Annotated in this window: 16 protein-coding genes; 7 read left to right on the forward strand and 9 right to left on the reverse strand. The window is 35.7% G+C overall.

Features of this window, described 5'->3' with window-relative positions; all coding sequences use genetic code 11:
* Window positions 1–6 precede the first annotated feature (6 nt).
* Window positions 7–417, forward strand: a complete 411-nt coding sequence (locus ACMGDK_RS00255; protein ID WP_436806069.1) for an META domain-containing protein — start codon at window positions 7–9, stop codon at window positions 415–417.
* Window positions 418–465: 48 nt separating this feature from the next.
* Here the strand turns inward: ACMGDK_RS00255 and ACMGDK_RS00260 are convergent, their stop codons facing one another.
* The 7 genes from ACMGDK_RS00260 to ACMGDK_RS00290 all read right to left on the reverse strand — a co-directional run bounded on the left by ACMGDK_RS00260 (window position 466) and on the right by ACMGDK_RS00290 (window position 8,111).
* A complete protein-coding gene (locus tag ACMGDK_RS00260; RefSeq protein ID WP_007845674.1) occupies window positions 466–705 on the reverse strand; it encodes a DUF8828 family protein in 240 nt (79 codons plus the stop codon).
* 36 nt (window positions 706–741) lie between these two features.
* A complete protein-coding gene (locus ACMGDK_RS00265; RefSeq protein ID WP_436806070.1) occupies window positions 742–2,058 on the reverse strand; it encodes a hypothetical protein in 1,317 nt (438 codons plus the stop codon).
* 4 nt (window positions 2,059–2,062) lie between these two features.
* Window positions 2,063–2,953 carry a 3-hydroxybutyryl-CoA dehydrogenase gene (locus ACMGDK_RS00270; protein WP_174772308.1) on the reverse strand — a complete coding sequence of 297 codons (891 nt, stop codon included), beginning with the start codon at window positions 2,951–2,953 and terminating at the stop codon, window positions 2,063–2,065.
* Window positions 2,954–2,965: 12 nt separating this feature from the next.
* The gene (locus ACMGDK_RS00275) at window positions 2,966–3,376 is read right to left on the reverse strand and encodes a hypothetical protein (protein ID WP_436806071.1); all 411 of its coding nucleotides are present in this window, start codon (window positions 3,374–3,376) and stop codon (window positions 2,966–2,968) included.
* Between the two features lie 71 nt (window positions 3,377–3,447).
* The gene (gene bla-A / locus ACMGDK_RS00280) at window positions 3,448–4,329 is read right to left on the reverse strand and encodes a CGA/CIA family class A beta-lactamase (protein WP_436806072.1); all 882 of its coding nucleotides are present in this window, start codon (window positions 4,327–4,329) and stop codon (window positions 3,448–3,450) included.
* A 64-nt stretch (window positions 4,330–4,393) separates the two neighbouring features.
* The gene (locus ACMGDK_RS00285) at window positions 4,394–6,124 is read right to left on the reverse strand and encodes a cellulase family glycosylhydrolase (protein ID WP_436806073.1); all 1,731 of its coding nucleotides are present in this window, start codon (window positions 6,122–6,124) and stop codon (window positions 4,394–4,396) included.
* Window positions 6,125–7,148: 1,024 nt separating this feature from the next.
* Entirely contained in the window at window positions 7,149–8,111 is a 963-nt protein-coding gene (locus tag ACMGDK_RS00290; protein WP_436806074.1) for a Gfo/Idh/MocA family protein, read from the reverse strand.
* A gap of 140 nt (window positions 8,112–8,251) precedes the next feature.
* Between ACMGDK_RS00290 and ACMGDK_RS00295 the strand changes: the two genes are divergently transcribed.
* The 6 genes from ACMGDK_RS00295 (at window position 8,252) to ACMGDK_RS00320 (ending at window position 13,572) form a co-directional block, all read left to right on the forward strand.
* Window positions 8,252–8,902 carry a protein-L-isoaspartate(D-aspartate) O-methyltransferase gene (locus ACMGDK_RS00295; RefSeq protein ID WP_436807238.1) on the forward strand — a complete coding sequence of 217 codons (651 nt, stop codon included), beginning with the start codon at window positions 8,252–8,254 and terminating at the stop codon, window positions 8,900–8,902.
* Between the two features lie 310 nt (window positions 8,903–9,212).
* A complete protein-coding gene (locus tag ACMGDK_RS00300; protein ID WP_436806075.1) occupies window positions 9,213–9,476 on the forward strand; it encodes a prevent-host-death protein in 264 nt (87 codons plus the stop codon).
* A 92-nt stretch (window positions 9,477–9,568) separates the two neighbouring features.
* Complete coding sequence (locus ACMGDK_RS00305; RefSeq protein WP_436806076.1) at window positions 9,569–10,552, forward strand: 2-hydroxyacid dehydrogenase; 984 nt, start codon at window positions 9,569–9,571, stop codon at window positions 10,550–10,552.
* A gap of 52 nt (window positions 10,553–10,604) precedes the next feature.
* A complete protein-coding gene (locus ACMGDK_RS00310; RefSeq protein ID WP_116010670.1) occupies window positions 10,605–10,895 on the forward strand; it encodes a hypothetical protein in 291 nt (96 codons plus the stop codon).
* A gap of 297 nt (window positions 10,896–11,192) precedes the next feature.
* Window positions 11,193–13,178 carry a urocanate hydratase gene (hutU, locus tag ACMGDK_RS00315; protein WP_436806077.1) on the forward strand — a complete coding sequence of 662 codons (1,986 nt, stop codon included), beginning with the start codon at window positions 11,193–11,195 and terminating at the stop codon, window positions 13,176–13,178.
* Between the two features lie 85 nt (window positions 13,179–13,263).
* The gene (locus ACMGDK_RS00320) at window positions 13,264–13,572 is read left to right on the forward strand and encodes a hypothetical protein (protein ID WP_436806078.1); all 309 of its coding nucleotides are present in this window, start codon (window positions 13,264–13,266) and stop codon (window positions 13,570–13,572) included.
* A 199-nt stretch (window positions 13,573–13,771) separates the two neighbouring features.
* On the opposite strand, the gene ACMGDK_RS00325 is transcribed toward ACMGDK_RS00320, so the two are convergent.
* Window positions 13,772–14,860: a DUF4365 domain-containing protein gene (locus ACMGDK_RS00325; protein ID WP_436806079.1), complete on the reverse strand. Its 1,089-nt coding sequence runs from the start codon at window positions 14,858–14,860 to the stop codon at window positions 13,772–13,774.
* Window positions 14,861–15,417: 557 nt separating this feature from the next.
* A complete protein-coding gene (locus ACMGDK_RS00330) occupies window positions 15,418–15,813 on the reverse strand; it encodes a hypothetical protein (RefSeq protein ID WP_436806080.1) in 396 nt (131 codons plus the stop codon).
* Window positions 15,814–15,923 lie beyond the last annotated feature (110 nt).

The raw sequence follows: 15,923 nt of genomic DNA on the forward strand, positions 1-15,923 counted from the left end.
AATAAAATGAAAAATCTTTTTTTAAGTATAGCCGCGGCAGCCGTTCTGGCATCTTGCGGTACAATGTCCAGCGCTTCTGCATCTAAAGTGGGAAAGGCACAGCCTTCATTGGCCAATACAAAATGGACATTGGCAGATAACGTGAAGGGTAAGGTTCCGACTCTTAATATTGAAGGCGAAAAGATCAATGGAAATGGGGGATGCAATAACTATTTCGGAACAGCTAAGATAGATCCTTCCACAGGTGATTTTTCTGCTGGACAGATGGGATCTACTAAAATGATGTGCAACAACATGAGCGTTGAGCAGAATTTTATGGATATGGTAGGGAAAGCTAATAAATATGTAATTTCCGGGACTACCTTAGAACTTTACAAAGATAATTTACTGCTGTTGAAATTCAATAAAGCGGAATAAAATAAAAAGGAACTCAATTTGAGTTCCTTTTTTATGTTTAGGTAGTTATTATTCTTCCTCTTCTTCGTCGTACTTAGCCAACTCTTCATCACACCATTTAAACGCAGCCTCTACAACTTTTGTAGCTTCGTCTGCCATAGTCTCTTCATCGTCACCTTCCAAATCATCTAGCCACTCAACTTCCTCTTCCTCAACGTTTAAGATAAATCTTGGATATTCTGTGTGAACTACGAATAAATCTTCAGGAAATTCCGAATTGTCTGCTAATAAAAACTTTGGTAATTTCATTTTTTTATATTTTAACTTTAATCAAAGATAATAAAATTATTGATATTTGTTCCTGTTGATTTTAATTTTTTGCAAAACTTTATACCTTGTAAGAGTCGTTCTGCGGAGTGTATCTTCAGGGTTGAAAGTAAGGGTAATATCAGGATTTACCGTACTTAAAAGTTCTGCAACCTGTATTCTTTCCAGATCCTCTTCTTTTAAAATAAAAAATTGGATAGGAACTTTATCCAGCTTCTCGTTTTTTAAAAAATCCGAGGCAGCTTTTCTGTTTTCAAGATAATTTCCTTTGGACAGCCAGGTGAAAACCAAGCCGGACAATAAGCTCAGTGCTGTGATTATATACGTTTTAGTATTGAAAATCCTGAAAAGTCTGTTAAAATAAATAAGCCATACAGGAATTATAAAAGGTCCTATAATCCTGTAATCGATAGGGATGACCGAATAAAAATACTGAACAAAATAAGAGCATACAATGCCGGAAATACTGATAATGATAAAGAAATATTCTGTTTCGGACAGCTTATTTTTTACAAAAAGATAAATCATTAAAAAAATATTCAAAGCACCAATACCATAAATGCCATAATTGATGAAGCTTCCACGGGGATCTGCAATATGGATGAAAGGATTGAAAGAAGTTGCCAATCCCTGAATTAACTCTTTCAATAACTTGGAAGTGGGGTGGATTCCTATAGAAAGAGCCTGTTTGATATAATCTTCATTAAAATAATCAATAAATAAAAGTTTATAAGCTCCCACAAACAGTAGTCCTATAATACTGGAGATAATGAATATCAAGGAATATCTTTTTCTCAAAAATATCAAGCCGTAAAGTCCGGTTCCTCCAATGAAGAATAAAGCACTATATCTGATGTTATAAAGAGCAATTAATGAAAAGGAAAGGTAAAAAACAGCTTTTCCTTTTTCAAGTTTTCCTGTAATGATCTGCGAGGCAGTATATAAAAATAAAAATACAAAAGGAATAATAAGAGCCTCGCTCATCGTATAAGCAAACAGTGAAACAAAGCTGAACAATCCGCATACTGCAATAGCTTCACGTTTATAGAACTTTTTTTTCCAGCAGAAATAAATAATAAAAAGATAAGCAGCAATTCCAAGAGCTTTGCTTCCCCAGAACTCATCAAAACCAAGAAATGTAAACAACCTGATACCAGCAGGATAACCTACCGGAGTTGTAGTATTGTCAATAGTCGGAAGAACATGCGCAAATCTCATGAAGCGGATAGAATCGGGATTTACTCGTCCTTTTTCATTTAATATAAAACGAAGAATGGTCATCATTACAGTGATGATGACCATTGCTATTTGGATATTTCTCTCCTTTAATTTCATTCAGTTATTTCAAAAACATTTTTGAAACTTTTTCAGCTTTTTTGCTTTCCGAATAATCATAGAAACCTTCTCCTGATTTTACACCCAGTTTTCCGGCCATTACCATGTTCACAAGAAGCGGGTTCGGAGCATATTTAGGATTTTTGAAACCGTCGTACATTACATTAAGAATAGCAAGACAGATATCAAGACCGATAAAATCTGCCAGTTGAAGAGGCCCCATCGGATGTGCCATTCCAAGCTTCATTACCGTATCTATTTCTTCCACACCAGCTACACCGTTGTAAAGCGTTTCAATAGATTCATTGATCATTGGCATCAGAATTCTGTTGGCTACGAAACCTGGATAGTCATTCACTTCCACAGGAACTTTACCCAATGTTTTGCTCATTTCATAAATAGCATCAAAAGTTTCCTTGGAAGTAGAATATCCTTTAATGATCTCTACCAGCTTCATGATAGGAACCGGATTCATAAAATGCATTCCGATCACTTTATCAGCTCTTTTGGTTGCCGCAGCGATTTTTGTAATAGAAATAGAAGAAGTATTGGTAGCCAGGATACAGTTCGCAGGTGCAAACTCATCCATCTGTCCGAAGATCTTCAGTTTCAGATCCTGGTTTTCAGTGGCTGCCTCTACGATAAGATCTGCGCTGCCTGCCGCTTCTTTAAGTTCAGTAAAAGTGCTGATGTTTCCTAAGGTTTCAGCTTTCTGCTCTTCTGTAAGGTTTCCCTTTGCGATTATTCTGTCAAGGTTAGTTGTAATTGTTTTCAGTCCTCTGTCCAGAGCATCCTGCGATACATCTACCAGATTTACTTTGAATCCGCTTTGTGCAAAAGTATGCGCAATCCCATTTCCCATGGTTCCAGCTCCAATAACTACAATGTTTTTGATCATTTTTTTCTTTTATTTTTTATAGATAGTTAAATTTTTAATATCTGTTAAATCAGATTTATAAACAGTTACTGCCGGATCGAAATCCACTGTACCGTCACTGTTCTGTTTTCTGGTTTTGTTTTGTAAGGCAATAACAGATTGAAGGCCTTTTCTGAAAGCAGTTTTCTGTTTTTTGCCCAGTTTGTCTATTCCGATGTATAAAGTAAATTCACCCTCTCTTCCCAGTCCGCCATGTTCTAAGATTTCAAAAGCTCTCAGTTTATTGCTTTTCTCAAACTTTTTCAGATAATCCATCACTGGTTTTGTGGATGGCGTTCCACAGCAGATACTTCCATAGCTGATGCGTACATAGTTCATGCTCTTTTGCGAAAAAAAGAATGCAGAACAGAAAAGGAACGTTGTTAATATTATTTTTTTCATATTCATAGTTTTTCAGGTTTAGAGAACAAAAATTTCACTGGTTTTTCAGCTTTAAAAATAAGCTTAATATTTTACTTATTAAAATCATCCCAGACCGCCTTCGAAATATCAGAAACCAATCTGCAGTTCACGGCATCCGTTTCCATGGAATTGCTTACAAATATGGCAATTGCGTAATGCTTTCCGTTCGGAAGCGTGATAATTCCTATGTCGTTTTCTGCAATGGTGAGCCCTTCATTATTTTTCCCGGAAGCACCGGTTTTATGAGCTACAGAAGTGTTTTTAGGAAGCTGTTCAACAATTTTATTGGTGCCGGTTTTCGTGCCGATCATGATTTGCATCAGATAATCTGTAGACTTTTTAGAAAGTAATTTCCCATCATAGAACTTTTTCAGGACTTGTACTGCAGAATTGGGAGTACTGTAATTCTCATAGAGCGCTTTCCAATCGTTTTTATGCATTTCATTTTCATTGTATTTAATCTGGAAACCTTTTACTCCTTTGGAGTCCATAAACTCTTGAACCGTTTTTGTTCCACCAATGAGTTTTAACAGGACATCACAAAGGTTATTATCACTTAATGCAACGGTATAATCGATTACTTCATGTAAGGAAACTTCAATATTTCCGTCGGGATGTTTTTCCCGGAACGGAGACCATGTTTTTTCTATCAGATCAGATTTACTGATGAATATTTTCTGGTCTAAAGACAGCTTTCCTTTATCTACAAGGTCTAAAACCGCACAGGCAATATGAAACTTAAAAACACTTAAAGTCGGAAGTGGCTTATCTCCGTTTTTACTGTATTTAAAATTATTTTCAAAACCCAGCACAGAAACTCCAACCGTTGCTTTTTTTCCATGAGTGATTGAGTTTATTTTTTGCTCCAAAATAGATTTTTGAGCTACTGCCAGTGACGATATCAGAAGAAAGAAAAGTCCTATTTTTTTCATAATACAATGATTAAAAGAAAATCCCTTTCAGATACTAAAAGGGATTTGCAATTTAAGATAATTATCACTGTATTTCAAAATAATTCAGGTTGGAACCACTGCTTTCAAAATGAAGCCTGATTTTATTTGTTCCTTTCTTCAAAGAGACGTTTTTAACCGAAACTGTTTTCCAGTTTTCACCATCTCCGGTGGAAGGCAGTGAAACCTTGGCCAGCAGTTTCCCTGAAGAGTCTTCCAGTCTGATACCGGAATCATTCTTACCTGAATACCTGATGCTGAATGAATAGTTTTTTTCAGATTTTGCATCAATGGTATACTGAAGCCATTCTCCCGCCTCCGTTTTTCCTACATGATAATTATTAGTAACGCTGTCATGGCACTGGTAAATATCCACACCGTCATTTCTCATCTGCTGGCCTGAATTCCATTCAGATCTTTTCTTCGGATCACTTACCCAAAGGTTGATAAAATCTTTGTCCAGGTAAGCCGAACTCATTCTTCCCAAATCATAATCCGAAGCAAATATTCTTCCCGGAGCCTGATGGTTTTTAAACGGTTTTGCAGAACCATCGTTAACTTGTCTGAACATGGCATCAATAACATCCTTCTTAATCTCTACATTACTGAATTTGTAATTCTCTGCAATCTGCATCAATGCTTTTGTTGCATAGTCTTTAGAAGGTTTTTCGCCACCATTTTTCCAGTAATTCAGGAGTTTTTCATATTCAGGAGTGATTTTGACATTGGTGATTCCTGCAATATTATCAATCTTTTTCATTGGCCAGAATGCATATCCGATGTTGTGTTTGTCCAGAAGCTGGATCAGCTCTGTAAACCATACATTAGAATTTTCTCCGGTTTCCCCAAGCCAGATAGGAATATTATGTTTCTTTCTGAGATCAAGAATTGATTGGATGGTTTCATCATTGTTATAATTCCAGTATTTATGAAAGCTGAATACCATATTGCTGTCCCAGATCGGAATCAGGCCGTTGTAGTTATTTCCCCACCCATTTCCTTCAAGAAATATAATATGCTTTTTATCCGTTTCCCGGATAGCAGCCGTGATGTCCTTCTGCAGTTTCCAGAGCGGAGCGTTCGACATTTCATCGGTACCGTTAGGATTCTTCCCGGTGAAATTAATATTCGGTTCATTGATCAGGTCATAACCACCAATCCACGGCTCATCCTTATACCGTTTAGCTAGCTTTTTCCATAAAGCAATCGTTTTCTCCTGGTTTTCGATGCTTTCCCAGAGAGATGGTTTTGTTTTATCGTTATCTGAAATATTAACGTCATTTCCCTGTCCGCCCGGTGCAGCATGAAGATCAAGGATCAGATATATTTTATTGGCAGCACACCATTTTAAAAGGTCATCTGTCATTTTAAAACCTTCTTCCAGCCATGTATTCTGTCCCTTTACCGGCTCTTTTTCAATGGGAAGAGTGTATAGATCATAATGCATCGGAAGCCTTACAGAATTGAATCCCGCTTGAGCAAGAAAATCGATATCCTGTCTGGTAATACCGTTTTTAAGGTAAGCTTTATAGAAATCCTTCATTCCGTCTTCACCAATTAATTCAGTAATCTTCTCTTTAATCTTATGCTGAGGCCCTGCAAAATCAGCTGTTTTCAGCATATATCCTTCCTGAAGCATCCAGCCACCAAGGCCAAGGCCCCGCAGTTGAATATTTTCTCCTTTATCATTTACGATTTTCTGACCATTTGTTTTTAAAAACTGAGATGTCCCAAATTGAGACAATAAAAAAGCAGATAATAGGAAGGCTCTTTTCATAGTTTTGATTTTAAAAATATTAGGGGTTGTTTTTTAGAATTCGTTACTTTTAAAGTAATCACAAATATATTTAAAAATATTTAAATTTTGAATAAAGAATAAAATACCTCTTTGAAAAAATCATTCAAAGAGGTAATAAATTATTTTTGTAATTAGATTTTAATTGATCAGCTCATAATTTTTTAAGGCGTTTTCATATTTTTTTCGCTTTCTAAAGAAAACTTCTACATTGTTTATTGCCTTTATTAATTATTACATTCTGTACTAATAATAAAATTGTATTATTGACTGATAATTCTCAAAGCGTGTTAAATAATCATTTGAGTTATATTCTAGAAGATTATTAATAATTTTAAATTGATTTACAGTATGGTCAAAGTATTTAATAGAATTGACATTGTTCTTGCCGATTAGATTGAATTCGTTCAAATAAATATTTAAAACCAATGGAAATAAATAATAAGGATTTTTTTTGTTATCATATGAATAATAATTATTTTGATAACCATTATTGTAATAATGATGAATCAAATTCATGTTGTTATCATACTCAAAGTATGATTCTATGATATTATTGCCAATATTATGATTACACTTAACAGGGAGTCCTAAATTATTAATAAATAAAGTCATTACTTCTGTATAGATGCCAGAATATAAATTAGAAACTATAATTTTGTCAGCAATGTATTCATATTTCTTTGAACTTATAAAAAATGAGGGATTGTCTATATAGTAGCTATTAATCTGCACAATTCTATTTTGTGAATCATAGATTATATCAGTTTTCATTGAACTGCTTACCATTTGAATGATTTTGTCATTGCTGTCATACTTTATTTCACCAGTTGATCCAACACTATAACCTTTTACTGAAGAACTAATTTTTTTTAGACGTAGTACAGGCTCTATCTGTGAATCATTAAATGTAATATCTGAATTGTCATTTCTACAACTTATAATTAGAATGAGAAAGGATACTAAAATAAATTTGCTAATTTCATCATAATGTGTGTGTTTATTTTTAACTTATTAATTTTACAATTTCCAAAGCAACTTTTAAAGCTTCCGTTCCGTCTTCCAGGGATACTTCCACATTTTTGCCGTCAGTGATGGCATCCGCAAAAGAATTTAATTCATCAAGGATGGCGTTATTAGGTTCAATATTAGGATATTCAAACAAAATCTGGTTCTTTTCTCCATCAGCATTTTCAATGATCATATCAAAAGGAGTTGGGTTTTCAGGAGCATCTTTCATTCGGATCACCTCTGCTTTCTTCTCCAGGAAGTCTACAGAAATATATGCGTCTTTCTGGAAGAAACGGCTTTTTCTCATTGCTTTCATAGAGATTCTGGAAGTTGTAAGGTTGGCTACGCAGCCGTTTTCAAATTCTATTCTGGCATTCGCGATATCCGGAGTTTTACTTACCACACATACACCGCTCGCATGAATATTTTTAACCTTAGATTTAGCCATGCTCAGCAAAATATCCAGATCATGAATCATAAGATCCAGTACTACAGAAACATCCGTCCCTCTGGGATTGAATTCCGCCAGCCTGTGGATCTCAATAAACATTGGATTTTTAATGTATTCTTTGGTGGCAATGAAAGCAGGGTTATATCTTTCAACATGTCCAACCTGCGCCTTAATGCCATTTTCCTGGCACTTATGAAGGATTTCTTCCGCTTGCTCAAGTGTTTGGGTTACCGGTTTTTCAATGAAAAAATGAAGTCCTTTTTCAATTGCTTTTAAGGCATAATCATAATGATAGACTGTGGGAGTCACAATATCCAGCATATCGATCTGTTCGAGGAGTTCATCAAAATTTTCAAAATATTTATACCCGAATTCAGCTTCTATTTTTTTTCCGTTTTCAGTATCTTTATCGTGGAAACCTACCAGCTCGTACTTATCTGACTGGTTAAGAAGTCGTAAATGGATCTTTCCCAGATGTCCGGCACCTACCAAACCTGCTTTTAACATAGATTTTTTTAATTTTTGTAAAGATAAGAATTTTAGGTATTAAGAAATACCCTGTTGCTTTTAGGTTGATATGTATGGATAGTTTTTTTACTTTTGCAGGAACTACTACCCGTAACCTAATAACTATTATCTTACTAATGATGCATGATTCGTTTGTACATAAAGGAAAAAGAAAGATTCTGGTCGAATATTTAAGACATAAGATCGGGATCTCGGATGAAAATGTACTTTCGGCAATGAGTGACGTTCCGAGACATCTTTTTATCGAAAGTATTTTTGAAGATTTTGCCTACGAAGACCGGGCTTTTCCGATCTTATCACACCAAACCATTTCCCATCCTTCAACGGTAGCGGAACAATCCGAGCTGTTGCAGGTAAAACCAGGCGAAAAAGTTCTGGAAATCGGGACAGGATGCGGATATCAGACGGCTGTTCTGATCGCTATGAAAGCTTTGGTCTATACGGTGGAAAGGCAGAAAGATCTTTTTGATTTCTCAAAGAAAAAATTCCGTGAGCTCCATCTGAATCCAAAATTTCAGAGTTTTGGGGATGGCTTTGCCGGGCTTCCTACTTTTGCTCCTTTTGATAAGATTATAGTGACTTGTGGAGCTTCGGTTTTACCCACAGAATTATTAAAACAGTTGAATGTAGGTGGGAAAATGGTTATTCCGTTGGGGCCTACAGATGAACAGATCCTATACAGATTTACAAAAACAGCACCTACACAATTCGAAAAAGAAGAATTCGGGGCTTATAAATTTGTTCCGATGCTGGGAGATACGAATCATTAACAGGATTTTTATACCACGAAAGGCATAAAAGCTTTTAATTCAATTAAACACTTTAGAGCACTTTAGTTTTAAAAGTTTTATCATCCTGAAATAGTAAAACCACATCAAGAGAAAATCAAAGATTTTCATAAAATTTAAGTGTGCTTCATATGCGCAAAGTATTTAACTTAAAAGATGGCTTAAGTGTTCAAAAAAGTTTTTGTGCCTTTTGTGGTTATAAAAAAATCTCCGATTTTTTAATAAACTTTAAGACCGGTTCGGAACAGTAATTGGATTCAATCTAAAACCTAATCACTTAAATTTTATTATTATGGATACGAATAGATTTAAATCCTCACACGATTTCAGTAATATTCAGAAAAACCTGCATAATAATCCCGGATATCATGCAGAAAGCTATACCCAGCAGGTAAAGGATTATATGAATGATATGAAAACTAAGAATCAGGAAGCAACCAAGCAGGGATTTATGGCTCATGCACAAAAATCGGCAAAGGATGTTTGGGAAGAAATTCAGGAAATGGCTTCTCAAGCCTGGGACAAAAACCAGGACCAATCAGATGAAGACCAATAATTTTTAATATTAAAGTTAAAGAACCTCACTTTTTAACAGGAGTGAGGTTTTTTATTTGAAAATTCTAAAGCACAATAAATACAAAATAAGTAATGAAAGTATTTGTCAACAAAAGAATTCCGGAAGCTGGACTCAATATGCTGAAAGAAGCCGGACTGGAAGTTTTTATTCCCGAACATGAGAATCTGTCACACGAAGAATGGCTGATCTATTGTCAGAATAACGATGCCATTTTAAGCATAGGAGCAGAATTTAAATACGACAAAGATTTTTTTGATCAATGTCCCAACATAAAAACGATTGCTTTATATTCTGTAGGTTTTGACCATGTGGATATTAAAGAAGCCAGCCGCAGGAATATTCCTGTAGGAAATACGCCGGATGTCCTCAGTAAAGCCACATCTGATATAGCTTTTCTGCTGATGCAGTCTGTGGCAAGACGGGCAAGCTATAATTTTCAGAAAGTGAAAGACGGCAACTGGGGAGATTTTGATCCATTGCATGCTCTTGGCCAGGAATTGTATGGGAAAACACTGGGAGTGTTAGGATTGGGAAGAATCGGGTTTGAAATGGCTAAAAAGTCCCAAAAGGCTTTCGATATGAACATCATCTATCATAACCGTCACCGAAATGAAGAAGCAGACAAAGAATTGAACGCAACCTATGTTTCTTTCGGAGAACTTCTTGAACAGTCGGATGTACTGAGTGTCCACGCCAATTTTACCCCTGAGCAGAAGGATCTCTTTAACAGGCCTGTTTTCGAAAAAATGAAGGAGAATGCCATTTTCATTAATACGGCCAGAGGTGGTTTCCAAAACGAAAAAGATCTGTATGAAGCATTGATTTCAAAACAAATCTGGGGAGCAGGTCTGGATGTGACCAATCCTGAACCCATGCCCAAGGAAAGTCCGCTTTTGGAACTTTCCAATGTCTGTGTACTGCCGCATATAGGTTCAGCAACCATAGAAGCAAGAACCGGAATGGCAAAGATGGCCGCTGAAAATATTCTTGCTTTTTCCAAGGGTGAAAAAATTCCTTATTGTGCCAATCCTGAAGTATATTCTAAGAATTCCTGACAGCTTGGACTTATTTTTGATTTGTATACATAAATCCTAAATACAAAATATTATGATACCAGAGAACAATACCAATGAACAGAACAGGAAGTTAGAGGAAATGGATTACAATCCGAATGAAGATATATTTAATCAGGAACCGCATATCCCGCTCGACGGCGATGGAAATCCCATCCTGAATGAAGAGGATGATGATAAAATAGACAAAGGTCTCGATATCCCCGGAACAGAAGACGATGACGATATGGAAGAGATAGGATCTGAAGACGAAGAAAATAATTATTGGAGCCGAAGTGATAACGCAGATGATCATGAGGAAGAGAATGATGATGTTTTAACTTAATTTCTGCTCCTGTACAATAGACTAACCTTACTGAAATCAGTGAGGTTTTGTTATTTTTGGAAACCACTAGTTTTCCCTGGGATATTTTCCCTTCCCTTTGGAGGGAAAACCTTTCTCCAAATTATAAACAAAGGTCGCAGCTTATATTTTATGTCTTACAAATCATCTGTAAGCATTTTGCCTTATTAGCCATTTTATCATTTCGTCCTTTTCGCCTTTTATTTGCCTATATTTTCTAATTTGAATATCTTTAAAACTTCAAACATTGATTCTAAACATTGAACTTTAAATAGCAATATGACATTTCAAGAACAGATACAACAGGGGATTCCTGATCAGCTGCCACAGCCTAAACCATACGAGACCAATATCAATCATGCACCGAAGCGTAAAGAGATTTTAGGGGAAGAAGAGAAAAAGCTTGCTCTGAAAAATGCACTGCGTTATTTCGAGCCTAAGTTTCATGCAGAACTGCTGCCTGAATTTAAAGAAGAACTGGAAAAATATGGCAGAATTTATATGTACCGTTTTCGTCCGGATTATGAAATGAAGGCGAGAGCAATTGAAGAATATCCCGGAAAATCTGAGCAGGCAAAAGCCATTATGCTGATGATCCAGAATAACCTTGATTATGCCGTAGCGCAGCATCCTCATGAGCTGATTACTTACGGAGGGAATGGAGCTGTATTTTCCAACTGGGCACAGTATCTTTTAACGATGAAATATCTGTCTGAAATGACAGATGAGCAGACTCTGACGATGTATTCAGGACATCCGATGGGACTTTTCCCGTCACATAAAGATGCACCGAGAGTGGTAGTAACCAACGGAATGATGATCCCAAACTATTCCAAGCCGGATGACTGGGAGAAATTCAATGCTCTGGGTGTTACGCAGTACGGGCAGATGACGGCAGGAAGCTATATGTATATTGGTCCGCAGGGAATTGTTCACGGAACAACCATCACCGTTCTGAATGCCTTCAGAAAGATAAAAAAAGAACCGAAAGGAGGACTTTTTGTAACCTCAGGATTGGGAGGAATGAGTGGAGCACAGCCTAAGGCAGGAAATATTGCCGGTTGTATCACAGTATGCGCCGAAGTGAATCCGAAAATCACCAGAATCCGCCACGATCAGAAATGGGTAAACGAAATCCATGAAAATCTTGATGCTTTGGTAGAAAGGGTACAGAAAGCTCAGGAAAATAAAGAAACAGTTTCCCTGGCCTACCTTGGAAACATTGTTGAGGTTTGGGAGAAATTTGATGAGAAAAATTTGAAAATCGACATAGGATCAGACCAGACATCGCTTCATAATCCTTGGGCAGGCGGATATTATCCGGCTGGACAGAGTTTCGAGGAATCAAACAGGATGATGGCTGAAGAACCTGAACTGTTTAAAGAAAAAGTTCAGGAGACTTTAAGAAGACATGCCACAGCTATCAATAAGCATACTCAGAAAGGAACGTATTTCTTTGATTATGGAAATGCCTTTTTGCTGGAAGCTTCAAGAGCAGGAGCTGATGTAATGGCAGAAAATCCTAGCCTGGGAAGAGAGTTCAAATATCCGAGCTACGTTCAGGATATCATGGGACCTATGTGTTTCGATTACGGTTTCGGGCCGTTCCGTTGGGTATGTACCAGCGGAAAACCGGAAGATCTGCAGAAAACAGATGATATTGCATGTGCTGTTTTGGAGGAAATGGTAAAAAACTCTCCTGAAGAAATCCAGCAGCAGATGAAAGACAATATCCAGTGGATAAAAGGCGCTCAGGAAAATAAGCTGGTAGTAGGTTCACAGGCGAGAATCCTGTATGCAGATGCAGAAGGAAGGATGAAGATCGCCGAAGCCTTCAACAATGCTATTAAGAACGGAGAGATCGGGCCTGTAGTTCTGGGAAGGGATCACCATGATGTTTCCGGTACGGATTCACCTTACAGGGAGACTTCCAATATTTATGACGGTTCAAGGTTTACCGCAGATATGGCCATCCACAACGTGATTGGCGACAGTTTCCGTGGCGCGACTTGGGTGTCTATTCATAATGGCGGCGGAGTAGGCTGGGGCGAAGTGATTAACGGTGGTTTCGGGATGCTGCTGGACGGAAGTGCAGAAGCCGACAGAAGACTGAAATCTATGCTCTTCTGGGACGTGAACAACGGAATCTCCAGAAGAAGCTGGGCCAGAAATGAAGGCGCTGTTTTCGCTATTAAAAGAGCCATGGAAGCAGAACCCAATCTGAAAGTAACGCTTCCAAATTTTGTGGATGAGAGTTTGTTTTAATTTAAACAAAAAATTTATATCATAAAAAAGAACTTTGCCGTATTTGTATAGTAAAGTTCTTTTTATTTTTACCAAAATTTAAACCTTGAAATATTTGAAAAAATATAAAGCTTTAACTAGTAAAAAGCAGTTTGTTTTAGCATCAGAAGACCAAAAAGAGATTGGAAGAATTGTAGAGACGAATAAGTTTTTTTCTTCGGGATATTATATTATTTTGAATTCCAGAAGTTATGATATAAAGAACGTCGGATTTCTAAAGAACGATGCTGAACTTTACAATTCTAAAGGTGTTATTTATTGCAAAAGGAGAGAATTATCAAATCCGGAGATGTTAGAATTTATCATTTCAAATTGGATAAAACCAACCAGTTATTTGAAAAAGGAGAGCTACTAATAGAAATTAAGAAAGAAAAGAACAATCTTTTTCATAGTCAGGCTGATGATTCTGTGGATGATTTACTGATATTGTTTTTCCTACATTATTCGACACAAGAGTTTAATTATATTGGAGGTGATGGAGATTAGTATTTTGTAGATGAGATTTTGTTTTAAAAACCTTTTAGAAAAACCTGCTGTGAAGCAGTTTTTTCTGTTCATAATTTTTCTAAGATTTTTTTTGTCAATTCTTTGGCATCTTCAAATTCATTTATCAAAAAGTTTAACACTTCAATATGTTGATTTTTTGCTTCCTTAAAAAATGAGAAATTATATGTAGGTGTATTTTTGAGAGTTTCTTTCAAGTTTACGTATTCCGACAATGCAGATTCAATCTGGTTTGGGATTTGCCTAATATTATCTTTGAGAGTTTTCTTCAAATCTAGATATTCTGATAATAAGGAATAAATTTTGTTAGGCATTTGTGCCATATTATCACCAATAGATTCTTCGATTTTTGAAATAGAAATATATTGAGTAATTAAAAATTTTTCAAAAGAATTAATTCCTACTGAATATAATTGTGAAAATAATTCAACTTCAGTTTCTATTCTTTTTGTAGTTATATTCATTGTTCTTGATATTCCTTTGTATAAAATTGAAACTTCAGTTATAACATTAGGTAGATTTTTTTGACTGAGCTCCTTTAATTTACCACCCATATTGATTGTTTCGTCAGTTTGCTTTTCAATTATTGCTGTAATATTGTTTAGGCAATCTACTGCATTACCTAGTGATTTTAAATCTTCGATTATGTCTGTGATTTCATTAGAATCTACTCTACCGCGATATATATCAAATCTTTTATCATTTTTTTCGGATACAATTTTGGCAAGTCTCTTTTCTGATTTTTCGTTGAACTCTTGACTAAAAGGAATTTCAATCTTCCAACTTTTTTTATTCTTTCTTAAATTAGTCTCTGTTATTTCTTGCCAATATGTTTTTCCCTCTTCTGGAATATACGCTATAAGAATAATTGGTATATTCAGATTTAACCAATAATTATAATGTATATTAGTTACATAATGAGATAATCCTTTTTGAGTTTTATAGAAATTTCCTGAACCACTTTTAATTTGAAGAGCTATAAATCTTCCTGTTGGTTCACCATTTTCCACTTCTTCAATTATAGCATCTAATCCTACATCAACAATTGGTTGTTCACGAAATATCCATCCAAGATTTTGAATTACAATTTTTTCAGTTTCATTAACTCCTAATCTTTCAGTTGGATTATATCTATTCATAAATATTTGCTAAATTCTTATTAGTGTGAAGTATTAATTATAATTCCCAAATATAAAAAAATGAACTTAGCGGGAACTATGTTTTTCCACAATTATAAACTTACAACCTCACCAACACCTCCGCACCTCTAAAACACTATCAAAACAAACCTCCCGACTTCTCCGGTGGTTACAAACCATATTGTTTGCCACTTCCGGAGATCTCCGGAAGTCTCCTGCAAGTTGCGGGGGATTTCCGTACAGTTCCGGAGATTTATTTCGAGGTTGTAGGTTGGGCTTTTTATTAGCCTTGGATAATTCTGTTTTTTATTTCAGGATAGGATGGGGAATAAGATGGTGTTTTTTTAAACGCAAAGTTTTTACAATGGCATCTTATGATTCTAAGGAAAGCAAAGAATGGCGGCTTCGCCACTTATGGAGCTGTAAGATAAACGAACGCTTAGCAGATCAACCCAGAGGATTGATCCCTTTGCACTCTTGAATATAAAGGCTAAAGATGAATCCTTTGCGTTAAAAATAATAGATTAGAATCTCGTGCATCCAGCCAGCGTGAAATTCTATTTATTATCAAGTCGCTCACTAATTCTGTCCATATATTTTGGCATTTCTATATCTAAATATTCGATGCCTTTATCCGTTAAACTTATTGATAGTATTTCATTGCAGGGATACCAATAAAAAGGATTATTGAGGAGTTTATCTATCTCTTTCTTGTTGATTATTTCAATTTTCTCATTCAATGTTAAATCTTTATATTTTTCTAGAATTACGAGATCTTCTTGTAAAATTTCGGTTAAAATAATCCGTGCAATTTTATATTTGTCTTCAATAGGCAGATCGAAATGACCCAATTCCCATGTTAGTTCGTATATACCCGGATTACCTTCTTCTGCGTTGAGAAGAAAAACCAGTTTCTCAATTTTCAAATCAATATCTTCAAATTTTGTTGTCATTATCATTGGTGTTAATTAAGCAGATGTATTTTTACCCTAAAGTTCAGCTATCAAATATAAAAAAGAGATTTTAATTAAAAAGCTTCCAACCTTTTTCCAAAACAAAGCAT

The sequence above is a fragment of the Chryseobacterium hilariae genome, assembly GCF_051400735.1.
Lineage (GTDB): Bacteria > Bacteroidota > Bacteroidia > Flavobacteriales > Weeksellaceae > Chryseobacterium.